Source organism: Kribbella sp. NPDC050241, assembly GCF_044459685.1.
In the GTDB taxonomy this organism is placed as follows: domain Bacteria; phylum Actinomycetota; class Actinomycetes; order Propionibacteriales; family Kribbellaceae; genus Kribbella.
On record NZ_JBITJE010000003.1, the window covers coordinates 833,665 to 854,827 of the forward strand.

General features: G+C 66.3%; 26 protein-coding genes. 10 read left to right on the forward strand and 16 right to left on the reverse strand.

What is annotated here, in order from left to right; all coding sequences use genetic code 11:
* Positions 1-95 precede the first annotated feature (95 nt).
* Positions 96-980: an ABC transporter permease gene (locus ACIBG5_RS18740; protein ID WP_396392751.1), complete on the forward strand. Its 885-nt coding sequence runs from the start codon at positions 96-98 to the stop codon at positions 978-980.
* 1 nt (position 981) lies between these two features.
* On the opposite strand, the gene ACIBG5_RS18745 is transcribed toward ACIBG5_RS18740, so the two are convergent.
* Positions 982-1,650: an NAD(P)-dependent oxidoreductase gene (locus ACIBG5_RS18745; RefSeq protein WP_396392752.1), complete on the reverse strand. Its 669-nt coding sequence runs from the start codon at positions 1,648-1,650 to the stop codon at positions 982-984.
* A 78-nt stretch (positions 1,651-1,728) separates the two neighbouring features.
* A complete protein-coding gene (locus ACIBG5_RS18750) occupies positions 1,729-2,451 on the reverse strand; it encodes a class I SAM-dependent methyltransferase (RefSeq protein WP_396392753.1) in 723 nt (240 codons plus the stop codon).
* 58 nt (positions 2,452-2,509) lie between these two features.
* Between ACIBG5_RS18750 and ACIBG5_RS18755 the strand changes: the two genes are divergently transcribed.
* Both ACIBG5_RS18755 and ACIBG5_RS18760 read left to right on the forward strand, forming a co-directional pair.
* The gene (locus ACIBG5_RS18755; RefSeq protein ID WP_396392754.1) at positions 2,510-3,712 is read left to right on the forward strand and encodes a hypothetical protein; all 1,203 of its coding nucleotides are present in this window, start codon (positions 2,510-2,512) and stop codon (positions 3,710-3,712) included.
* Positions 3,709-4,098, forward strand: coding sequence for a hypothetical protein (locus ACIBG5_RS18760; protein ID WP_396392755.1), 390 nt, complete (start codon positions 3,709-3,711; stop codon positions 4,096-4,098). The genes ACIBG5_RS18755 and ACIBG5_RS18760 overlap by 4 nt, the downstream gene beginning before the upstream one ends.
* A 172-nt stretch (positions 4,099-4,270) precedes the next feature.
* Here the strand turns inward: ACIBG5_RS18760 and ACIBG5_RS18765 are convergent, their stop codons facing one another.
* Positions 4,271-4,474, reverse strand: a complete 204-nt coding sequence (locus ACIBG5_RS18765; RefSeq protein WP_396392756.1) for a hypothetical protein — start codon at positions 4,472-4,474, stop codon at positions 4,271-4,273.
* A gap of 160 nt (positions 4,475-4,634) precedes the next feature.
* On the opposite strand from ACIBG5_RS18765, the gene ACIBG5_RS18770 reads away from it, so the two are divergent.
* Positions 4,635-5,288: a histidine phosphatase family protein gene (locus ACIBG5_RS18770; protein WP_396392757.1), complete on the forward strand. Its 654-nt coding sequence runs from the start codon at positions 4,635-4,637 to the stop codon at positions 5,286-5,288.
* A gap of 9 nt (positions 5,289-5,297) precedes the next feature.
* On the opposite strand, the gene ACIBG5_RS18775 is transcribed toward ACIBG5_RS18770, so the two are convergent.
* Genes ACIBG5_RS18775 through ACIBG5_RS18785 form a run of 3 tightly spaced genes read right to left on the reverse strand, consistent with a single transcriptional unit; the run spans position 5,298 to position 7,175 of the window.
* Positions 5,298-5,771 carry a hypothetical protein gene (locus tag ACIBG5_RS18775; protein ID WP_396392758.1) on the reverse strand — a complete coding sequence of 158 codons (474 nt, stop codon included), beginning with the start codon at positions 5,769-5,771 and terminating at the stop codon, positions 5,298-5,300.
* Positions 5,772-5,781: 10 nt separating this feature from the next.
* Positions 5,782-6,390 carry a dihydrofolate reductase family protein gene (locus tag ACIBG5_RS18780; protein WP_396392759.1) on the reverse strand — a complete coding sequence of 203 codons (609 nt, stop codon included), beginning with the start codon at positions 6,388-6,390 and terminating at the stop codon, positions 5,782-5,784.
* On the reverse strand, positions 6,387-7,175 hold the full coding sequence (locus tag ACIBG5_RS18785; protein WP_396392760.1) for a class I SAM-dependent methyltransferase: 789 nt from the start codon (positions 7,173-7,175) through the stop codon (positions 6,387-6,389). Before ACIBG5_RS18785 ends, ACIBG5_RS18780 begins: the two co-directional genes overlap by 4 nt.
* 726 nt (positions 7,176-7,901) lie before the next feature.
* On the opposite strand from ACIBG5_RS18785, the gene ACIBG5_RS18790 reads away from it, so the two are divergent.
* Complete coding sequence (locus tag ACIBG5_RS18790; RefSeq protein WP_396392761.1) at positions 7,902-8,567, forward strand: Type 1 glutamine amidotransferase-like domain-containing protein; 666 nt, start codon at positions 7,902-7,904, stop codon at positions 8,565-8,567.
* Positions 8,568-8,623: 56 nt separating this feature from the next.
* Here ACIBG5_RS18790 and ACIBG5_RS18795 read toward each other — a convergent pair whose 3' ends face one another.
* The gene (locus tag ACIBG5_RS18795; protein WP_396392762.1) at positions 8,624-9,361 is read right to left on the reverse strand and encodes a VOC family protein; all 738 of its coding nucleotides are present in this window, start codon (positions 9,359-9,361) and stop codon (positions 8,624-8,626) included.
* A 167-nt stretch (positions 9,362-9,528) separates the two neighbouring features.
* Complete coding sequence (locus tag ACIBG5_RS18800; protein ID WP_396392763.1) at positions 9,529-9,822, reverse strand: hypothetical protein; 294 nt, start codon at positions 9,820-9,822, stop codon at positions 9,529-9,531.
* Positions 9,823-9,980: 158 nt separating this feature from the next.
* Between ACIBG5_RS18800 and ACIBG5_RS18805 the strand changes: the two genes are divergently transcribed.
* A complete protein-coding gene (locus tag ACIBG5_RS18805) occupies positions 9,981-10,307 on the forward strand; it encodes a hypothetical protein (protein ID WP_396392764.1) in 327 nt (108 codons plus the stop codon).
* A gap of 147 nt (positions 10,308-10,454) precedes the next feature.
* Here the strand turns inward: ACIBG5_RS18805 and ACIBG5_RS18810 are convergent, their stop codons facing one another.
* Entirely contained in the window at positions 10,455-11,003 is a 549-nt protein-coding gene (locus ACIBG5_RS18810) for an SRPBCC domain-containing protein (RefSeq protein WP_396392765.1), read from the reverse strand.
* Positions 11,000-11,326 carry an ArsR/SmtB family transcription factor gene (locus ACIBG5_RS18815; protein ID WP_396392766.1) on the reverse strand — a complete coding sequence of 109 codons (327 nt, stop codon included), beginning with the start codon at positions 11,324-11,326 and terminating at the stop codon, positions 11,000-11,002. Before ACIBG5_RS18815 ends, ACIBG5_RS18810 begins: the two co-directional genes overlap by 4 nt.
* A gap of 234 nt (positions 11,327-11,560) precedes the next feature.
* Between ACIBG5_RS18815 and ACIBG5_RS18820 the strand changes: the two genes are divergently transcribed.
* Positions 11,561-11,812: a hypothetical protein gene (locus ACIBG5_RS18820; protein WP_396392767.1), complete on the forward strand. Its 252-nt coding sequence runs from the start codon at positions 11,561-11,563 to the stop codon at positions 11,810-11,812.
* Between the two features lie 31 nt (positions 11,813-11,843).
* On the opposite strand, the gene ACIBG5_RS18825 is transcribed toward ACIBG5_RS18820, so the two are convergent.
* On the reverse strand, positions 11,844-12,296 hold the full coding sequence (locus ACIBG5_RS18825; protein ID WP_396392768.1) for a potassium channel family protein: 453 nt from the start codon (positions 12,294-12,296) through the stop codon (positions 11,844-11,846).
* 470 nt (positions 12,297-12,766) lie between these two features.
* On the opposite strand from ACIBG5_RS18825, the gene ACIBG5_RS18830 reads away from it, so the two are divergent.
* On the forward strand, positions 12,767-14,056 hold the full coding sequence (locus tag ACIBG5_RS18830) for a chloride channel protein (RefSeq protein WP_396392769.1): 1,290 nt from the start codon (positions 12,767-12,769) through the stop codon (positions 14,054-14,056).
* 400 nt (positions 14,057-14,456) lie between these two features.
* Here ACIBG5_RS18830 and ACIBG5_RS18835 read toward each other — a convergent pair whose 3' ends face one another.
* The 3 genes from ACIBG5_RS18835 to ACIBG5_RS18845 form a co-directional block, all read right to left on the reverse strand.
* Complete coding sequence (locus ACIBG5_RS18835) at positions 14,457-14,900, reverse strand: hypothetical protein (protein ID WP_396392770.1); 444 nt, start codon at positions 14,898-14,900, stop codon at positions 14,457-14,459.
* A 282-nt stretch (positions 14,901-15,182) separates the two neighbouring features.
* Positions 15,183-15,542 carry a hypothetical protein gene (locus tag ACIBG5_RS18840; RefSeq protein WP_396392771.1) on the reverse strand — a complete coding sequence of 120 codons (360 nt, stop codon included), beginning with the start codon at positions 15,540-15,542 and terminating at the stop codon, positions 15,183-15,185.
* A gap of 181 nt (positions 15,543-15,723) precedes the next feature.
* Positions 15,724-16,368, reverse strand: coding sequence for a PadR family transcriptional regulator (locus ACIBG5_RS18845; protein ID WP_396392772.1), 645 nt, complete (start codon positions 16,366-16,368; stop codon positions 15,724-15,726).
* Between the two features lie 70 nt (positions 16,369-16,438).
* Here ACIBG5_RS18845 and ACIBG5_RS18850 point away from each other — a divergent pair, with 70 nt between their 5' ends.
* Complete coding sequence (locus ACIBG5_RS18850; protein ID WP_396392773.1) at positions 16,439-17,290, forward strand: class I SAM-dependent methyltransferase; 852 nt, start codon at positions 16,439-16,441, stop codon at positions 17,288-17,290.
* Positions 17,291-18,090: 800 nt separating this feature from the next.
* On the opposite strand, the gene ACIBG5_RS18855 is transcribed toward ACIBG5_RS18850, so the two are convergent.
* Together ACIBG5_RS18855 and ACIBG5_RS18860 are read right to left on the reverse strand one after the other, a co-directional pair.
* Complete coding sequence (locus ACIBG5_RS18855; protein WP_396392774.1) at positions 18,091-18,876, reverse strand: SDR family NAD(P)-dependent oxidoreductase; 786 nt, start codon at positions 18,874-18,876, stop codon at positions 18,091-18,093.
* A gap of 64 nt (positions 18,877-18,940) precedes the next feature.
* The gene (locus ACIBG5_RS18860; protein ID WP_396392775.1) at positions 18,941-19,696 is read right to left on the reverse strand and encodes a DUF899 family protein; all 756 of its coding nucleotides are present in this window, start codon (positions 19,694-19,696) and stop codon (positions 18,941-18,943) included.
* 77 nt (positions 19,697-19,773) lie between these two features.
* Here ACIBG5_RS18860 and ACIBG5_RS18865 point away from each other — a divergent pair, with 77 nt between their 5' ends.
* Complete coding sequence (locus ACIBG5_RS18865; protein WP_396392776.1) at positions 19,774-20,478, forward strand: winged helix-turn-helix transcriptional regulator; 705 nt, start codon at positions 19,774-19,776, stop codon at positions 20,476-20,478.
* The last annotated feature ends 685 nt before the right edge of the window (positions 20,479-21,163 follow it).

A 21,163-nucleotide genomic window follows, 5' to 3' on the forward strand; every position in this document is an offset into this window, starting at 1 on the left:
CATCATCGGCGACTCGACCAACGCCGAACTGTTCGTCACACCCGCGAGCGCCCAGGCACCCGGCTTCAGCCCCGAGGTCATTGCGGTGGTCGGCGGTGTCAACGGCGTACGGCAGGGTGTCTCCGAGTGGCTTTGGCGAGGCACGCTTCGACGGTGCGGACTCCAGTTACTCCGCGATCGACCCCGCGGCGGCGGACGGCCTCAATCTGCGGCTGTCGGCCGGCGCACTGTCCGACCTTGGCGCCGATGGCGTGATCGTAGCTCAGTCGGCCGCGACCTCGCACGGCTGGAAGCTCGGCGACAAAATCACGTCGGAGTTCGCCGAGACCGGGAAGCACGTGCTGCATGTCGTCGGTGTCTACGACAGCAAGGGCTGGATCGGCGACGACTACGTCATCAGCATCGCCGCTCAGACGGCTGCGGCCGGCCGGCAACTGACCGCGTCCGGTCTGATCACACTCGCAGACGGCGCCGACAGGGGCGACGTACAGAACGCCATCACGGGTGCGTTGGCCAACCACCCCGATGCCAAGGTGCTGGACCGAAAGGGCTTCGAGAAGGAAGCGAGCGGCTTCATCGACCAACTGCTCGCCTTCGTCACGGTGATGCTGGCGCTGGCGGTGCTGATCGCGCTGCTGGGCATCGTCAACACCCTGGTGCTGTCGGTCTTCGAGCGAACCCGCGAACTCGGGCTGCTCCGCGCGGTCGGCATGACCCGCGGCCAGGTCCGGTCCATGGTGCGCTGGGAGTCGGTGGTGATCTCCCTGATCGGCGCGCTGGCCGGCGCCGGCCTCGGGATCGGACTCGGTCTGGCACTCTCCCAAGCCCTTGCGGACGAGGGCATCGAGGCCATCTCGATCCCCGTCGTCCAGGTGACGCTGTACGTCGTCCTGGCCGCGGTGGCCGGCGTACTCGCCGCTCTGGGACCGGCCCACTCCGCAGCCAAGGTCGACGTACTCCAGGCGGTGGTTGCCGACTGACCTAGGCGGCCGCGTGGGCGAGGGCCGAGGGGGTCTGCCGGCCGACGATGGCCGGGGCCTCGTGGATGAGTTCGTCTCGCTCGAGCGCATCGACCATGAACAGAGCGAAGTCCACGCGGCGCGTCAGGTTGCTCTCCAGCACAGGGTCGCCGACGTGCCGGCTCCAGACTGGCAGGCCTTGGCTGTCGCCCTCCTCGAGGTCGCTGCCGCGGACAACAGTCCATCGCGTGTCGCTGGCGAACACTCGCCGGCATGCCTCGACCTGATCGTCGAGGTCAGCGAACCGGAACAGGCGCGCGACCGGACCGAACACGTTCACAAGCACCTTGAGCTTCAGCGGGTACTTGTCCTGGCCGTCGAGCGTGATGTGCCATCCGCAGGAGAACACGAGGCGGGCGCCCGGTTGCGCGTGATCGAGCACTGCCTGGACCGTTCCGGCGGCGTACCCGTGGACGCCTCGCGGGACCAGCACAACAAGGACCCCGTCGCAGCCGGCGACCGCCCGCTCGATGACCGCGGCGTCGTCCGTCCGCCCCGGAAAGACGGTCATCCGCCCGCTGAACGCCGCGAGCTTCTCCACACTCTCCGGCCGGCAGACACCAACCACCTCATGACCACGATCCAGCGCATGCTGAACCATGTACCGCCCGAGCTTCCCCGAAGCCCCCACGATGCAGACCTTCATCCCGTGCCCCTCCCCTGGCGACAACGTCCCCCGCCTTGAGCCTGAGGCCCCGACCCACCCCCGTCAACTGTTCCGGGTGCAGACGACGTCCCCCTCTTCCTGCGATACGACGTGAAGCCCTGCGCGCTCGAGTTCGTCTCGCAGTGCTGTGGCTGACAGGTGGCGCCGGTGCGGGACGTACCAAACTCCGTCGATCTCGACCGCATCTTGTGCCGCTTCGCTGGACGCCTGGTAACAGATGCCAGTGACCTCGTCGTACCGGAAGCCGCCTTCGTAACTGCGGCCAGGCTCATACATGGCTGTCGAAACGAGGTAGTAGCCCTTGTCCTTCAGCCGGGCGCGCACGGCGGCGAAGACACGGGCCCTGTCGGCATCAGTAACGATCGACTGAAGACAGTAGCTGTCAACGATGAGGTCGTACCGCTTGCTGACCGGCTCATCTGCCAAAGCACAGATGTCCTGCACACCAAATGCGATCTCCACACCCCGCTCCTGCGCAAACCGCCGAGCCAGCGCAATCGCCTCAGGAATCAGGTCAACCGCGTCCACCCGAAAGCCCCGCGCCGCCAAGAAGCAGGCCGCCGGCCCAGTCCCACAGCCATACTCCAACGCCTCAACCTCACGCCCCGAGGGCAACTCAAGCCGAGCCAGCACATCTTCGAGAAACCCCCGATTCGGAAACGCGTCGAACGTCTCCGTCTCCCCAAACAGATCACTCCACTGGCTCATCCCGTTCTCACGGAGCCGCCGATAGGCCGCCTCATGCTCGCCGTAGTAGTACCTCACACAGCCCTCCCGGTCGTCCTAGTCGTGCCGGTTTAGTGTGTCGGCCGCTGGGTCCTGGTTGCGCTGGTACGTTCGCGCCATGGCTAAATACCCCAGGGTGCGCGAGCAGCACATCGCCGTTTTCGGAGAGGGCGGCTCCGGGAAGACCGTGCTTGTTTCCTCGTTCTTCGGCCCGACGCAGGAGGGCTCATATTCGAACGACCTCTGGGACCTCGTCGCAGACGACACCGGCCAGGGCAACCGCCTCTACCAGAACTACCTCGGCATGAGAGACCGCGCGAGGACGCCGCTGACTACCCGATTCGCGGGCACGACCTACTACTTCTCGGTGAAGCTCAAGGGCGGAGACAACGCCGCAGCGAAGAAGCGGCCTTTCGACACCCTGCGACTCGCATGGCACGACTACCCGGGGGAATGGTTCGAGGAGTCGCCGAGCAGCGAGGAGGAGGCCAATCGCCGTGTCGACACGTTCCGGTCACTGCTGCGTTCCGATGTCGCGCTCTTGCTGGTGGATGGCCAGAAGTTGCTGGACAACACGGGCGAGGAGGAGCGGTACCTCAAGTCGCTCCTGACGAACTTCCGCCAAGGCGTGCTGCGACTCAAGGACGACCTGCTGGGCGACGAGGACCGCCTGGTCGAGTTCCCGCGCATCTGGATCGTGGCACTCTCGAAGGCGGATCTCTTCCCGGACTGGGACGTCTACTCCTTCCGCGACCTCGTGATCGAGAAGGCCACCGATCCCCTCGACGACCTGCGCTCGACGCTCAAGGACTTCGTGGACACGCCCGACGCGCTCTCGGTGGGCGAGGACTTCATGCTGCTCTCCTCGGCGAAGTTCGAGCTCTCCGCGGCCGGCCCGGAGATTGATGTGACCCAGCGGGTCGGGCTCGACCTCATCCTGCCGGTGGCCTCAATGCTTCCCCTCGAGCGCCGAGTTCAGTGGAACGAGCGGATGGAGATCCCGAGGAAGGTGCTGGACACCCTGGCGGACGGCGCCGAGACCCTGGCTGAGGTCCTGACGGGCGAGACGTTCCTTGATATCAACAAACTGGTGGCGAAGCTGCCGAAGTTCGGCCCCCTCGCGAGTATGGCCGGGCTCCCTGCCCTGGCTGCGGCCGCCAAGATGGCTGGGCCGAAACTCAGGGAGATCAATGCCCAGGCCCGCGAGCACCACGACTTCCTGACCGCGACGCTCACGCAGTTCAAGTTGAACCTGGACCAAGGCGTCAAGGACAAGCTGCTCATCAGGAGCCTCAAGTGACCGCTCAGGACCTACCCAAGAGCCTCATCTGGGCCACTCGAGGGCGTTCCTGGGGGTTCCGGTTCCTCCTCGACGGAGGCCAGTCCGACCCACTTCTGGACTATGAACGCAGCTTCGCGCATCTCGAGGACGAGCCGACGACGTGGCGCCGTACCGCCGGGAAGGTCGCGCTGCGCTTTCCCGATCCGTTGGGCCGGAAAGATGCAGCCGGTCGCGTCATCCCCCACGAGTTCGTCGTGTCCGGAGACCTGGCCGATGAGATCGAGTCGGTCGAAGACGGCCTGCAACAGATCTGGCCGGTTGTTGCAGAGACCTATGCGAGAGTCTGGGATGCCGAGGGTCCACCTTCGGTTGCAGACCTCGGCTTCACCACCCAAGACAGTTAGCCCTCGATGCCCGTGTGCTGACGGCGATGGGCGGGCCGACCCGTCCTAGCTGGGCGACTGCTCAATCAGGGGCCATCGTGGGTCGTGGGCGGAGGGCCACAAAAGACGCTCGCCGTCGTAGTACCTCACACAGCCCTCCCAGTTCGTCGACGCGTTCGGTCCAGCCGGTCGGCTATCGGGCGGTGTGCTCGATGCGGTACTGGTCGGCCAGTTCGTCGAAGCTGCCCGGCGTACCGTCCATCAGCGTGACTTCTCGCGGCTCACAGGGCCCGTTGTGTTCCGGCACCGGGCACAGCACGCGCGCGACCGTCTCCTGCATCGCCAGCGCATCGTCCACGCCGGCGAACCCCGCGATTCTCACCTCGAACGTCTCCACCCCGGCAAGCTATCCCCACTCGGACAACCACCACATCAGGGTTTCAGCCCAGACACCCCCTGAACTCACATCAGCCCGAAGTCGTACGTCGGCCCTAGTTGGCCCTGGCCGTGCTGACTCGTGAGAGGCTCTGAGCCTGCAAACTGGGTCGAGGAGGGTGATGAGACACATCTACCTGGTCACGCATCCCGAGGCGCAGCACCACGTTGACGGCATCGTTGGGGGCTGGCACGACTCAGAGCTGACCGCCCGCGGGCACCTGCAGGCCGAACGCATCGCCGAGGTCCTGGCGAGCAGAATCGGACTCCAGCCGGTCGAGGTCTACTCCTCTGATCTGCGTCGAGCCAGCAAGGCGGCGGAGCGAATTGCCCGGAGGCTCTCCGTCGAGGTTCAGACTGATGCTCGGCTTCGCGAGAGGTCCAACGGTGAGGCTGACGGGCGTCCCCAGGCGTGGCTCAACGAGCGCCGCATCCCACTTCCGGAGTACGGCGATCGACTCGGCCACCACGACGGACCGGCTGGTGCGGAGACACGAATGGCGTTGGTCGAACGCCTGTACCCGGCCCTCGATGACATCGTCCGTCGACCCGTCGCGAACCAGATCGTGGTGTCTCACGGGTCCGCATCGAGCTATCTGATTGCTGCCTGGATCGGCATGCCCATGACGTCGACGGACCGGGCCTTCTTCCCCCTGACGTCAGGCAGCATCACCACCCTCCTCCGCAACGACACCCACTTCAGCCACCAGGTCGTCTCCCTGAACGAAACCCAGCATCTACACGACCTCGGAGAGCCGCGGCCGGGCGCGACCTGATGACTCACCTCAGTCCGCGCTTGACCTCTCAATTCGGCTGTAGACAATCCGCTCTTCGGGTGCGTCGGCGGCGGCGTCGTCCGGGTAGTGCCACGTGCCGACGTACTCGGAGTTGTCGTCATTGAAGCGAGCCTCAAAGTACGTGTCCGACGTTTCGTCACTCAGGCTGACGCGGAGATTCTGGCCGTCCAGCACCCATTCGTAGGTGGACTCATCGCCCATGGTGTCCATGTAGTGAGCCCGCAGCATGTCGGCATCTGGATTGTAGGTGATGTGCTGGATGACCTTCATTTCGGTGCCGTTGACAACAAACTCGACGCTCACGACCAGAAGAAGGCCTTCCCGCGCAGACTTGTATTCGGCCTTGCCGTCGATACCGCGTCCTTTGACCCGCCACCGCCCGCTGAGGCGCTCGGTCAACTCGGTGAGCTTTGGGTGTGGCTGCGAGGCCTGCACCGAGACCGCGGACTCGTTGTCGGACACGTCCTGCTCCCTATCGCTCGGATGCTGGATCAGTCGGAATGGCTCGCTGGTAGGAGTTGATCGTCACGCCCGAGTCGCTGACCTGACTGTTGGTGAGTTGGAAGGTGGTCAGCCCAGCCGTGTCGGCGAACATCCGTTTCCCGCCACCGAGCAGGATCGGGAAGATCAACAGCCGGTACTCGTCAACAAGATCACGCTGCTGCAGGAACCGCACCAGCTGCCCGCTGCCGAACACCACGATCTCTCCGTCTCCACCGCCCCGAAGCCGTTCCACCTCGGCCTGCAGGTCCGGACCGAGCCGTAGCGTGTTGTTCCAGGACGGATCGGACAGCGTCCGCGACACCAGATACTTGGGGATCCGGTTCATCGCGGCGATCGCCGGGTCGGTCGCGTCGGTCTGTTCCCAGTCGACGACGAAGTTCTGGTACGTGCGCCGGCCGAGCAGCAGGCCGGCCGCCTGGCTGGTCGCGCTTCCCATGAACGTGGCTACGGTCTTGTCCATGAACGGCTGGACCCAGCCACCGTAGGCAAAGCCGCCGTCAGTATCCTCGTCCGCCCTCAGCGGCGCCTGGATGATCCCATCCAAGGAGATGAAGTTGATCACGACGACGCGGCTCACGGCTGAGTTCTTCCGTTGGTGGCGGTCAGGAGGTAGGTCGCCGGAAGAGAACCAGCGCCGTCGCCGAGACCGGGATACATGTCCGGTTCGGCGAACTCCTGCAGCGATCGAACCGTCAAGCCTGCCGCCAGTACCGCGCTGACGACGCTGCCGATGCTCCAGACGAAGCTCCTGTGTGGAAGATCCGGAACTCCCAACGTCCTGGTGATCTCCGGCGCCTTGAGTGGGTCGGCGTACCCATCGCGGCCCGAGTTGAAGTAGTCGCCGCTGACGCTGAGCTGACCCTGATCCGCGACTGTCAGCACCTCCCACAACGGATGATGCTCACTGACGACCAGCGATCCGCCGGGATTGAGGCGTTGAGCGACCAGCCGAGCCCAAGCGCCGATGTCGGGTGCCCAGCACAAGCCGCCCCAGGAGATGAAGACCAGGTCGAACCCAGTGACGTCCTGGTCCAGGTTCATCATGTCCTGCTCTTGAAAGTCCACGACCAAGCCCAAGACTTCGGCCTTGGCCCTTCCCGTGGCCAGATGGCTCGGCGCAAGGTCGACAGCGGTGACATGTGCACCCAGCTGAGCGAACGTCAGCGCCTCATCGCCCACCGAGCAAGCCAACTGCAGGACCCGGCGCCCTCGAACATCGCCGACCGCAGCCCGCTCGTGATCGTTGAGCACGCTCGTACCGGACAGCAAGGACTCGACCGTCTCCCCCTTGCGGTACGGCGCCATGGCCTCCCAGTACCTGCGGTTATCAAGGACGACACTCGACGTGGTTTCCTCCGACATGGCCGAGACGATACGACCAACCCTCCGCCGGCGCACCGCGATTCCACCGCTCCGCTCACATCGCGCGAAAGTTGCCCACAGCCCCAGACCCTGGCCCCGGCGACGTCGACGCAGTGGCACGGCACGCTCGTTCGGATTATTCCCGAGCAGATGAGCGCGGCCGAGCTAGCGGGCCCGAGACCCACCTAGGCACCGCAGCCATCAGGTTCGACTTCACCCCTCAGTGCCCCAGACGTAGCGGGACCGCGAACCACTGGAACGACAGAAGCCGCGGGCGAGGGACCAGCCTCTGACGTGGGGGTTCAGGTGGAACCGCCTGTCGGAATCGAACCGACGACCTTCTCACGACGAGTCCGCTTCCATGAGCGTCCACTCGCCGACGAACCCCGATCCTGAGCGCCAATTGTGCCCAGTGGTCGAGGGTCGTTGACGGCTGTTCAGGGCCATCCGGAGGCCTCTCGGGGGCCTCGCTGTCCGCGAGATTCAAAGCTGCCGCTGCACTGTTCACCCCGATTTACCGGCTCATCGAAGTTAAGTGAGGTTGCCCGGTCGGTGTCCTGAGTGGACCCGTCGTGCGCAATCGGTGCTTACAGGACCTGCGCCGCGAGTTGTACGATCCTTCGACCACACTCGTCGCCGAGGACGCCGTCACCACGGTCTTGGATCAGTTTCAGGTGAAATATCAGTCTCATCGAGCGGTCGACGATTTAGCCAGGGAAAGGCATTATGAAGCTTCTCCTCACGGACTCAGGCATCAAGAACCCGAGCATTCACGACGCGTTGGTCGACCTGCTGGGCAAACCGATTGCCGAGTGCAACGCTCTCTGCATTCCCACCGCATTGCACGCCCAGCCCGGCGGCGCCGGCCAGGCATGGAAGCTGATCAGCGGACAACAACCCCTCTGCCCCATGACCGAACTGGGTTGGAAGTCCCTGGGAGTGCTGGAGCTCACCGCGCTGCCCAGCATCGATGAAGAGGTTTGGGTTCCCCTGGTTCAGGAGGCTGACGCCCTGCTGGTGGGAGGCGGCGATCCCATGTATCTGTGCTACTGGATGCAGCAATCCGGACTGGCAGACCTCTTGCCGTCGCTGCGTGCGGTCTACGTGGGATTGAGCGCCGGGAGCATGGTGATGACCCCCAGCATCGGGGAGAGGTTCGTTCGCTGGAGCCCGCCCGGTGGTGGCGACAAAACGCTGGGCATAGTCGATTTCTCGATGTTTCCGCACCTGGACTACCCGGGTTTCCTGAACAACACCATGGCCAGCGCCGAGAAATGGGCCGCCACCATGCCGGTACGGGCGTACGCGACAGACGATCAGACCGCCCTGAAAGTGATCGATGGAAACGTCGAAGTCGTCTCCGAGGGGCACTGGAAGCTGTTTACCCGCTAACGGCCGACGTCGCAGCGCATCTCCGCACCCAAGCTCCGCGTCTCCCCATCTGCCGGTCAGCCTGGGGCGAGGAGGCAGAACTCGTTGCCTTCCGGGTCGGCCAGAACCGTCCACGTGACTTCGCTCGGGCCTAGCTCGATGGCGGTGGCGCCGAGAGTCCGCAGTCTGGCCGCCTCGGCCTCTGGGTCGTCACCTGGGTATGGGCGGAGGTCGAGATGGACTCGGTTCCACACGGTCTTCACGTCGGGTGTGCGGCGGAACTGCAGATATGGGCCTACGCCCTTGGCGGAACGCAGTACCGCGTTGTTGTCGGTCACCTCGTGCAGGGTCCAGTCCATGGCCTCGCCCCAGAAGCGGGCCATGGCGCGCGGATCCGCGCAGTCGACCACCACCGTGGCGATCGGTCCGGTGTCTTGGTAGAGCGGTCGGGGGTCCAGCACGCAGAACTCGTTGCCCTCCGGGTCGGCCATGACCGTCCATGGGACGTCGCCCTGGCCTACGTCGGCGGGTGTTGCGCCGAGATCCTTCAGGCGCGTGACCACCTCCGCCTGATGGTCCGCCGAGGTGGTGGCGAGGTCGACGTGCACGCGGTTCTTCACCGTCTTGGGTTCCGGGGAGGCGATGAGGTCGAGGCAGACGGCGACGGGGTCGGGATAGACGAAGCCCTCGGGTTCGAGGTTGGTCACGCCGGGTCCCTCGCTGGAGATTCCCCAGCCGAGCGCCTCCGCCCAGAAACGGCCCAGCGCGGAGTCGTCCCGAGCCTTCATGTTGAATTGAACAAGCCGCGTTGCCATGCCGACGATGCTAGCGGCAACAGCACATCAAGATCAGCCGTACTGATCTCGGCATCTGCGCGCGTAGGCCGGCGTCCCACGATCTCGCCAGGCTTCTAGCCTGTCGCGGAGCCCGCTGTCCACCTGAGGAAGCAACGCACGAATCTGCCGATGAGCGGTGACCAAGATCAGGTCGGTGGCATGGGTCCGAGCACGGCGAGCGCAGCGACGACGGCGGCCTTGTCAGGCGCGAGGAACACGACGCAGGCGGGGTAGCCCGTAGCGCCTTCCACGCCCGCGAGCCGTAAGGATGTGTGAGGCGTCTCCTCCAGACGTTGAACGGCCTCCCGGAACCCCAGAGTCGACAACCCGATGTCTTCAACGTGGCCGGCACGACGGCGGTAGATCGTCAGAAGGTTCGAGGTCGCCACCGGATCCCTGTCCGCCGAGTCGGCATGAACGCTTGCCTCCGGCTCGTCCAAGGCCGCCAAGCATGTCGCCACGGCCTGTCCGTGAGCGTCGGTCAACGCTCGCCTGAGGTCATCTGGAGTCATGACGGCATCATCGCCCAAACGCACTCTCATGCCGCTGTCCGGTGCACTCGCGATGAGTCGACTCCGACCTGAGCTAGCGTGTCGGCGTGCTCCTCACAAGCGACAACATCCAAGAGGAATTCCTCAGGACCTTTCCGCAGGCAGCCGCCGCTGTTGAGGCCGACGCCGGCGCAGATCCCGCGGGGCGCGTCGACTGGGTGTTCCGCCATGATGTGATGCCCCACGCCATTGGCGACCCGGCTGCCCTGCGCGATGTCTTCGCCTGGATTGAGCGGTTGCTGCAGTCCACTGACACCATGATCGAGTACTGGACTGCAATACGCCTCCTTGGTCGGACGTTGGACTGGCCGGAGTGGGTGCCACTCGTTGAGGAGCACGCAGGGCCACTGCTTGCGACAGCCATGAGCAGATAAACCTACGCCTCAGCCGCGCGCTCGTGCCGATGTCCGTGCGCACCGGACGCCGGTCGAGAACCGGACGATCGACAACGGCTGGATGCGTCACATCGCCCGCAGAGATGCAGAACGGCACTTGCGTCGGTCTTGGACGCTGCGGGGGTGCTAGCCGATGGTTGTTGCCAGCTCCTGATAGGGAGGGACGAGCTCGTCCCACCGCGCCCCGGTGTCGCCGCGCTCGCGCCCGGCGAGATAGGCGGCCAGATTTTCGGCGTGGATCTGCCACCCGGCGCCGTAGAAGGCAATCTTGTCCAGGGGCATGCCGTCGGTCTCGATAACCAGGATGGTCTGGCCTCCGTCGGCGGTCAGCGTCGCCTCCACCGTCTGGTCGAAGGGCGGCACGCCATCACCTTGCTGCCAGGACTCGTCGGTTTCCCTGGTCACCACCTGCAGCCGCTGCGGGGGTTCGCACACTGCCACCTGCCCGACCGCGTACAGGCCGGCGGCTTCGAGGTACAGGGTGAACTGCCCGCCACGGCGGAGGTCACCCTCGACGTCGCCGTACCAGCGGGCTAGACGGCGCGGATCGGTGAGGGCGGACCACAGATCGTCGATATCGGTGTCGTAGCGGTCCTCGATGCGTACGACGCCCGTACCACCGGCTGATCGTAGCCTGCCCAGGACGCGCGTACGGCGACCTGCGTTGTCGGTCATCTGGTGCTCCTTTGTTCGTGCTTTCCTCGGGCGATCTCGGTGTGCAGGGCGTCCAGCCGTTGCTCCCACAAGGCCCGGTATCGACCCAGCCATTCATCGACCTCGGCGAGAGCCTGCGGGCGGAGGCTGTAGATGCGCCGCTGTGCCTGCTGGCGGACCTCGACCAGACCCGCGTCACGCAGCACCCGCAGGTGCCGGGACACGCCCGGGCGGGCAATCGGCAGCATGTCCCCCAGCTCACCCGCGGTCTTTTCCCCGTTGGCCAGCGCCTCCAGCACCTTGCGCCGGCTCTCGTCCGCCAGTGCCCGCAATACTGCTTCCACTCGGTCAATGTACCGAGATGGTTACGTAACCGTCAAGGTACATAAGCGTGCAGGTTCGCGAGGACGACGAGTCACCGCACGTCAAGACCTGGTTGAAGGGAGCGTCGCCGAGGACACCAGGGTGTGGGGACTCATCTGGGGGATCACGCTCGGCCTCGCGCTCGCACGCTGGTTCGCCTTCCGTGTCTCGGCACGCATGGTGGGGCCGGCACGGTCCGCTCTTCCGATGTCGAATTGGCTGGAGCCCAGCTGGCCGGCGCGGCCGCCGCCGTCGCATTGATCGTCTCCGCTGGTGTGCTCCTGCTGCCCGACTCCTCAGAACTCGAGGGCGCCGAGTTCCTCCTCACAGCCTTGATCTCCCTGATCGGGTTCGCCGTGGCTCGGAACGCCGGCGCGTCGCTGTCCCGGGCTGTGGCCTACTCGCTCTTTGTGCTTGTGGGCGCGGTCATCATTGCCGCCCTGAAGAACCTGCTGGCCGGTCACTGAAGGCGCGGACGTTGAGCTGAGCGCGGTGCGGTTATCTCCCGGACTCGAGGGTCTGCTGGATCCGGTCCAGCCTCGAGGTGATCTCCGCGAGTTGGGCAGTCAGCTGCTCGATTCCCGCCGCCTCCGCGGTCTCGGAGTCGGCGATCCGCTCCTGGCGCGCCCGCTCCACGAAGCTGGAGGTGATCACCGCGGTCACGATCGTCACGAACGCGATCGCCTCCAGCAGGAACAGCGCCCCCACGAACCGCCCAGCGGTCTTCTCGGGGGTCACGTCGCCGTACCCGACCGTGGTCACCGTCTGCAACGCCCACCACAGCCCCGTGCCCAGGTTCGGGAACTCCTCCGGATCCACCACGGTGATCAGCACGCCGCCGACCAGCACACTCACGAGCGTTGCGGCGACGATCACCGCCATCGCCTTGCGCACAGACAGCGGGTTGTGCCGGAACGCCTCGAACCGGCGCATCACCAACAAACGAACCATGACGTCCGATCCCTCCTGGAGCGCAATAACCACGATCGTCCCACCGGCAACAGTCGATGGCATCGGCGGGAAACCGATCAGGTTCGATGTGGTTCTCGGCGACATGGGTCGGGGCACGCTGCTGCCGTAATGGCTCGTGTTCAACGAGGTTGAGTTGCAGGGCTCGCTACCTGGTATCAGGTGTTGGGCCATCGCCGATTTCCGCTTCCGTTGACCGTCGGCCGGCCTGCTGCCTGCGCTTCGCGCCGGCGGGAAAGTTCCCGTCGCGCTCTGGTGCTGCACTCTGGTGGGGCGCATGGTCGCAGGAAGGGTACGGGGACAACCTCGCCGGGGGGTGAGCCGTCCCCGATCGCCAATGCATTGGCGAGTCCCGCCGAGGGCGAGCCAGTAGACACTGAATCAAACCGCGGGGCCGGGGCGGTCCTACGGGGGGAGGCCCACATGCGGACCATGCAGAAGGAACACGGTTCATGAGCGCCGGGTCAGGATCGGCGCCGGCGCCACCGTTCCCACAGACGCCACAGTTCTGGGTGCTGATGCTGAACGCGCTCGGGCTCGGCGTCTTCGGCGCCGGCGTCGCCCTGCTGTTCATGGGCTTGATCGGGGTCGGGAACAACTGGTACACCGCGTCGGATACGGGGTGGCTCGGCGGGCAGTGGTGGTGGGTGGGCGTCACTGCGGCCGCGGGCGTCGTGGTCGGCCTCCTGCGGATGTGGACCCACCTTCCAGACAAGATCCCGAGCCTGATCGACGACCTCGAGCACGCGCATGTCGACCGCCGATCGGTGCCGGGGATCGTGGCCGTGTCGGCCGTGTCGTTGGTCGGAGGCGCCAGCCTCGGCCCGGAGCAGGCGCTCGGCGCCATGGGCGGTGGGGCCGGCGGGTGGGTCTCGCGTCGACGACGGCTCAACGATGAGGACGGCAAGGTGAACACGCTGGCCGGGTTCGCCGGCGCGTACGGCGGCTTGTTCTCCAGCACGGTCATCGTGGTCATGCTCATCTTGGAGGTCGCCCGCCCCGGCGGACAACGCATGGCCAAGACCCTGGCCGCCACGATCGTCTCCTCCAGCGTCTCTTTCGGGATCTACTTCGTCGTCGCCGGCGCCTTCTTCCTCGACGCCTATCAGGTGCCGTCGTACAAGTTCGAGGACTGGCAGTTGCTGGCCGGAATCGGGCTGGGACTGTTCGCCGCGGTGGTGGTGACGCTGCTGGCCACCGTAATGAAGCTGGCCGTAGTGATGTTCGGCCGGCTCAAAGTGCCGGCCGTCGTACGTCCGCTGATCGGTGGCGTCGCCTTCGGCGTCGTCGGCGTGATCCTGCCACTGACGATGTTCACGGGCAGTGATCAGCTAAAGACCGTGGCGGAGAGCGGCGGGGCGCTCGGTGCGGGCTTCCTGGCCGCCCTGGTGGTCGCCAAGATCCTCACCTTCGCCGTCAGCGAGGCCAGCGGGTTCGTGGGCGGGCCGATCTTCCCAACGCTGTTCATCGGGGGGACGGCCGGAGTGCTCGTGCACCAGGTGATCCCCGGAGTGCCTTTGGGCCTGGCGTTCACGTGCATGCTCGCCGCGGTCCCCGGGGCCGTGATCTCGGCACCGTTCGCGCTGGTGCTGCTTGCCGCATTCATGACCCAGCTGGGGGCCCTGGAGACCGCACCCGTCCTGATCGCCGTCATAACCGCGTTCCTCGCAGTGGAGTCGGTGAAGTACGTCGTAGCCACGCGCCGGAAGAGCAGCCCCTCAACGAATCGGGAGACAGGCTGAGCCAACCTGTGTTGCCGACTGCGGCGAACCGCTTGCCACGCTGCGATATGCCGCGTCCATGCGTGACAGACACCGTCCACAACGCAGAACCTCAGGTCACGACCCCATTCCAAGGTCTGAGCTTAAGGGAACCTATCTTCCAGTCAGGGATTGCCTGCGCAAACGACAGCGGGACGGGGGCATCCTGGACGGCGTGGAGGAGCCCCCGGTCTTGAGGAGACCGTCCAGGCCGCACTTTCATGTTCCGCCCGCCCAGGGCCGCCCGCTGGACCGCTCACGGTCGAATGCCGATACCGCCGAGCGTCGGAAGATCGTCCGGGCGCAGATCGGCCCGTACCGCTGGCGACGGGCGTTATCCAACAGAGCAGTATTCCTCGAGCGGCGTGCAGTGCTCTGCGGCTCAGGCCAGCTCCCAACTTCGCTCCTGATCCTCGTCGAGTGGCAGGACCGGCAGACGCATCAGCAGGTCCGCCAGCACGTCCTGACTGGTTCTCTTCGAGAGCCCCGGCAGCGTGTCGAAATCGGCCAGGCTGACGTCAACCGAGAACAGCCAATCGTTCTCTCCTCTGCCGAGAACCGCTGCGTTGCACCGGAGAACCCCAGGCGACGCGTAGTTATGCGGCACAAGGATGACGCGTTCGACCGTCGCATGGTTCGCCGCCAGCCAAGCCGGCCTGCCGTTCGCACCGCGACCGGCTGCGGTGTTCTTCGCCATGAGTTCGTCCAGCCGATTGACGGGGATGTCCTTGAGTTCGGCGAGCAGCGTGTCGTCGCGCCGATCCCCCGAGCCAAGCACCGACAAGATCACGCGCCGTGCACGTCGCACCAAGGACAGCGCAGTCACTCTCGTCACCCCTTCAAGTTCCGGACGTAGATCCGAGTGTCCCACTGGATCCCCTGGTGAGCCGGCGATGCCGCCCGTCTCAGGAGCTCCAGTCGTCGATGATTACCCTCCATCAACGCATCCGAGTTCGAAGCACCTGGCCACATAGTTCGGTCGCTCGTTGCCACGTGCTCCTCCCGTGTTGGCTGCCACTGCCCAACGCAAACCGCAGAAGGCCGGCCTCTGGATCTGCGGCGGTCCTCTTCAATTCGATGACCTCGTAAGCAGTGATGTCGGGCCCGTTCAGGGCGTCTCGTACCGCCGGAGTGCCGACAGGGGATCCTTGCCCTGCCGTGGAGGAACCACGAGCAGGACCACCTTGACCGGTACACGCAGCGGGGCAGGTATCGGGAACCTGTCAACCATGCCCGCCACGTCCTTGCGAACTGCAGCCGTGAACTTGCGCCCTTCACCACTGGCCCGCGGCAGCCCCGGCAGCGGGATCGAGAGCGGGCTTGAGAGCAGCATCTCTCGATGGTCCGCAGCCGTCTGCTCCAGCGCTGTGTAGATGTCGGTGAATGCGGGGTTGCCTGCGTAAGGGCGTGAGGGTGCGCCCACCCCGGCAATCCAGTGTGATGTTCCGGCGAGCACGCGCGTCAGCACGCCACCTGCGCTGACCAGCAGCTCCTCCTGGTGTCGTGTTGAGGGTGTTGATCAGTACGTGTGCGACACCCATGTCGGGAAGTAGAAGTGCCTGGGTCGATGGCAAGCAGGCTTGCGAATGGGACCTTGGCGCTTTGCCGGATCGCTGCATGGGCGAGCAGATCCAGAGGCGACCGCGCCATCAGGTCTTGCCAGGGTCGTCCGGTTGTGACCACCTTGCACGCGCCAACACGGCCCGGGTCAGTTCGGGCGCGGTCCGGTGGCTCGCAATATCGTCGGGCCAGCCCTCCACCTCGGCCGCCGCCCACTCGGCCCACTGCGCCACCAACGCGTAGAAGTCGGTCAGGAACGCACCCACCAGCAGACTGGTGGCGCGGCGCTCCTCGTAGCGACCCCCGCCCTCAGCGAAGCGTTCGCCCGCAGCGACGCTGTCGGCGTTCATATCGACCGCCCAGGCCCTGGCCCTCGCAATCGTTTCGAGCGCGTCGGCCCGGCTGCCGTGATCGGCGAACATGAGCTTGACCAGCCCCTCGAACTCGAGCACCGGCCCGTCGCCGGGCTCGGCAAGCCAGGCGGCCAGGGCTCGTCGGCCGGCGGCTGTGATCGAGTAGACGGTCCGCGGGCGTCGCCCAACCGTCTCCTCGCGCGCCCTGGCATAGCCGTGCTCCACGAGCTTCTTGGGCTCTTCGAACAGCTTGCTCTCGGCGCGCGACCACACCCGGCCGACGCTGAGCCCCATCGCCTTGGCCAGCTCGTACGTCGAGTACGGACGGACCGCGAGCAGTCCGAGCACGCCGTATGTGGTCGTGGTGAGCACTCTTGACATGACCCTCCCTTTGGGAGTAAGCCTAGCAGATACTCTCTTTGGGAGTATGTGAGGCCAAGGAGGTGACCCGATGAGCAAGGCCATGGCATTTGCCGTCGACCCGAGCAACAGCCGCCAACTCCGCGACTGGGACGGCGAGCACGGCAGCTACTGGGCCGAATACGCCGACTTCTACGACCGCGCCCCGGCCGACTACCACCCTGCCCTACTGGCCGCCGCCAACCCTCGTCCGGCAGACCGGATCCTGGACGTCGGCTGCGGGTCTGGTCAGGTCGCGATCGACCTGGTCCGCGCGTCACCGGGTGCGCGCGCCCTCGGGGTCGACCTGTCCACTGCACAACTCGAAGTGGCCCGCCAGCGCGGAGCCGGGCTGGCGGTGAAGTTCGCCCAGGCCGACGCACAGGTGCACGACTTCGGGGCGGCGGCGTACGACCTGATTGTCAGCCGGACCGGGACGATGTTCTTCGGCAATGCGACGGCAGCATTCGCCAACCTGGCCACCGCCAGTAAGCCGGGCGGTCGGCTTGCGATCTTGGTATGGCGCGGCCTGGCCGAGAACGAGTGGCTCCGCGAGATCTTCGAGGCGTTGCGAGTCGGCCGCGATCTACCGATGCCGCCGCCGGGCGCGCCCGGGCCGTTTGCCCAGAGCGACCCGGCCACGGTCGAGCCATTGCTGGCCGCCGCGGGCTGGTCCGATGTCGCCTTCGAGGCCCTCGACCAATCGATCTGGCTGGGCCGCGACGCCGATCAGGCAACGATTTGGCAGTTGGGCCAGTCAGCCTGGCTCCTGCTCGGCACCGACGAGGCGCAGCGCGCCACAGCCACCGCGAACCTCCGGGCGCTGTTCGCAGCTCACCAGACGCCCGATGGCGTCCGACTCGGCTCGGCTGCCTGGCTGATCACCGCCCGTCGAGCACGCTGAGCGGATCGTTGCAGAGGGGACCCACCGCAAGCTCTGTCCTCGGCAGATCCGGTAGCTGGATCGGCGTGCGGCACGGATCCGCGACGCGGTCTGTCGCGATGATCCGGCTCTGGCACTTCAGTGAGCGCGCGCCGTGGTCCCGACGCTCCCACTCGCCGCCCATCGCGACGCAGAGCAGACGCCGAGGGCCAACTCCGCGACGCTGGACGACCTGACGCGGCGATCAGGTGGGGAGCGTCTCGACATCGCCAGGGGCGGCTGGACCTTGACCAGCGGTGTCTTGCTGCCTTGCCCCAGTGAGTGCTGATCTCGTCCGGCCAGGGATGCCGCGGCCCGGCCGGCTTCAAAAGTTGGCCGATCTCGGCTGACTGGTCGTCCTTGAGCGTGACCGTGCGGCCGACGACCTCGAGCTCCTTGCCGCGATAACGCCCCACCACCAGCACCTCGAGCCGGGTGAGACTGCCTATGGCGACCAGCTGATCGGAGTGCGCAAGCGCGGGGCCCGGCAGTGGCTGCTGGCGTCGCCGGACGCCTTCGTGTGGTTGCGGCCTTATCAGCTCGACCGCGGAACGCCCGGAGGCGGTCAGCCGGTCTGGTTGACGTTGCGCGAGCCGCACCGGCCGCCGGCAGCGACTGACTGAGCTGTCTGGGACTGACCGGGACACCCAATTCCTTGACTGCCCGGACCTAGTGCCGCGTCACGCCATGTTTGCCCTGTTGGTGGCGTACCAACGCTTCGCCTCGGACTAGTACGAGACCGCAGCGATTCCTTCGCAAGGCGTGACCTCTTGGAAGCTCGGTCAGTCGAAGAGCTCGCCGCAGGTTACGTTTGTGACCTCCGCCGTGATCGCGGTGGCATGGTCGGAGGCTAGGAGGACGGCGGCGTTCGCCACGTCGGCCAGCATCGGCAGACGCCGCAGGGCGGTCTTCTCGGCCATCGTTGCCCACCACTCCGCCTTGGACACACCTGCGTTCTCGGCGTGCCGAGTCCAGACTTCCTCCACACCGGGAGTGTCGGGAGAGCCGCCGGAGCGCAGACAGGCGACTCGAACGCCGTGCGGACCGAGCTCGGCGGCAAGCTGACGGCACAAACCCTCAATCGCCGCACCGGTCACACCGAACCCTCCAGTGTTGACGTATGGCACCCGGGCAGCCTGGGCGGTGAGCGCCAGGATCACGCCCGACCCGGCCTCAACCATCTGCCGCCCCGCAGTGGTCGCGGTGATGAAGTGCGCCTCCATCGCGGTGCTGATCGGCCCGACGAACCGTTCTCGCGCCATCTCCAGCAACGGTGCACCTTGCGTCTCGCCGTAGCCGATCAGGTTGAACGACACGTCGAGCCGCCCGGCCTCCGCGACCACGCGCGCGGCATGCCGCTCGACGGCATCGGCATCAAGCGCGTCGACCTGGGCCACGTCCACTGGACTGCCAGCAGTCGACACATCACCGGCCACCGCTTCGAGCGGCATCAGTGTGCGACCGGCGAGGAACAGTTGCGCACCTTCCCGGGCGAACGCACGAGCCACCGCCCCACCCACCGCTCCCCCTCCGCCGTAGATCACGGCCACCTTGTTCTCCAGCAGCATGGTCTCCTCCTCATCTGCCCGGCCGACCCGCGGGCGATTTCATCCGATCGGCATGCGCCGAGCCTCAGTGGCAGTCATGCTCGCTACCGGCGGCCCCGGTGGCGCCCAGGTCGTCGTCACGGCCGGCGGCGAGGCGCGACCACTGCGATGTCGGCCGCCCGTCGAGCCGGAACTGGTCGCCGTCGGTCCGGAAGCCCTGCGGCCACCCTTCCGGCGAGTCCTCCCAGTCCTCCTGGCGACCGTAGACGGTCATGTCGAGCAGCCCGTAAGACGGCGCCATCGCCTCGACGCCCCGCCCGGTGGTCCAGTAGGTCTCGAATACCCGGTCGCCCTGGCGCAGGTAGCACGCCTTCATCCCGAACGCGCGCCCGGCGACGAGGGAGTCGAGCGACTCCGCGGGCACCGAGTACCAGGGCGCCTGCCAGCCCATGAAGTCGCGGTAGCGCGACGTCTGCTCGAACGGCCCCTGGCAGAAGACCGCGAATGTGACGTCGCGCGAGTGCAGGTAGGAGAGCTCGAGCACCTGGCCGGTGAAGAAAGTGCAGCCCTCGCACTGGTCGGCGGCATGCCTGCCCTTGTGCCACATGTGGTACGACGCGAACAGCTGGGTCCTCCCCTCGAAGACGTCGAGCAGGGGCACTGGGCCGTCGGCACCGACCAGATGGGTTGTCGGGTCGACCTCGACCATCGGCAGCCGCCGGCGGGCCGCGGCGATGGCGTCGCCCTCACGCGTTTGCGCCTTCTCGCGGAGCCGGAGGTCGTCGAGTTGCTTCTGCCAGGTCTCGCGGTCGGTGGGCGGGGGTGCCGCTGGCGTGGACATGGGTTCCTCCTCGTATCGGGCGTTATGAGGCTAATAGTGACTGCTATGATCGAGCAAGTACAACCGGAGGTGGTTCCATGCCAGTCCAGCGGGGCTATCGGCAGGCCTGCGGCGTCGCGCGCGGTCTCGACATCGTTGGTGAGCGGTGGTCGCTGCTCGTGGTGCGCGAACTGCTGCTCGGGCCGAAACGATTCACCGACCTCCAGCAGGCGCTCCCGACCGCCAGCCCGAACGCACTGTCCGACCGGCTGCGCGAGCTGGCCGACGCGGGCGTCCTACGCCGTCGGCAGCTGCCTCCGCCAGGCAATTCGCGGGTCTACGAGCTGACCACGTGGGGGCGCGGCCTCGAGCCCATCGTCGTCGCGCTTGGCACATGGGCGCTGGCCGCCCCCCCAACCGCAGAACAGGTCTTCGTGAGCACGGACAGCGCCATGCTGACCATCCGCACCTTCTTCGTGCCGACGCCGGAGCGGCCCGAGGAGACCCTCCGGATCGAACTACGCGACCACGGTCCTGCCGGGGTGTTCGGCGTCCGCCTCACGTCGTCCGGCGCCGCGGTCGCCCACGAGCCGCCCGAACAGCCGGACGCCGTCCTGGTCACCCCGACGGATGCCCTCCTCGCCGCCTTCGGCGGCGACGACCTGGCCGGGCTCGTAGCGGCCGGCGCCGTCATCGTCGGCGATTCCGAGGTCGTACGCCGTCTCGTGGTGAACGTGCGCGTCCCGGCCTACACAGATCAGTACTCAAACGGCACCCCCGGCCCAAAGGGGGAGGGTGGGTAGCGGCCAGACGCTGTCCGAAAAAAAATGACGGTGCCAAGTCAGGTCAGGTTCGCCCTGTTTGATCGACACTCCGGGGCGGGTCCCACCGCGGTCGATGTTGTCGTTTCACGCTGCTAGGTGTGGCATGACGCGTACGGGTCTGCTGCGACGCCATCGATATTCAAGGCGATGGCGTAACAGGACCTAGCCCGTCGAGACGTGTCGCCGACTACAAACTGCCTAGTCCGGATAAGGCACCCACGAGCGCGCGAGCTGCTCGAGTCGTTGCCGCCGGACGGTCCAGCGCTGGGTACGCAGGTCCACTCCCCCGTCGCCAGCAGATCGAACGCGGCATACGCGGCGGGCACCTGCGCGGCTTGGCGCGCGCCCGCGCCGGGCTGGTGACCAGCCGCTGCTGGAGCGCGTCGAAGCTCAGGCGGCCGTCCGCGCCGAGGATGACCAGCTCGCCATTTATCTTTAGCCGGCAGCTGGAGTGTGCTGTACTGCTTGGCCGTGGGCGTCGTGGACGTGTCCACGACGGCGTGGTTTCTGTGGTTTGCCGCAGCTTTCTGCGCTGATCCCTTGGCGAGCGTCAGGTCTGGATCGCGGCGGCGGGTCAGCGACTACCGCAGGAAAAGGAGTTTCGCGCGGCGACATGGATGGGACTTCTGAACTCTTCCGCTGGGCTCAACTACACGCTGGCGCG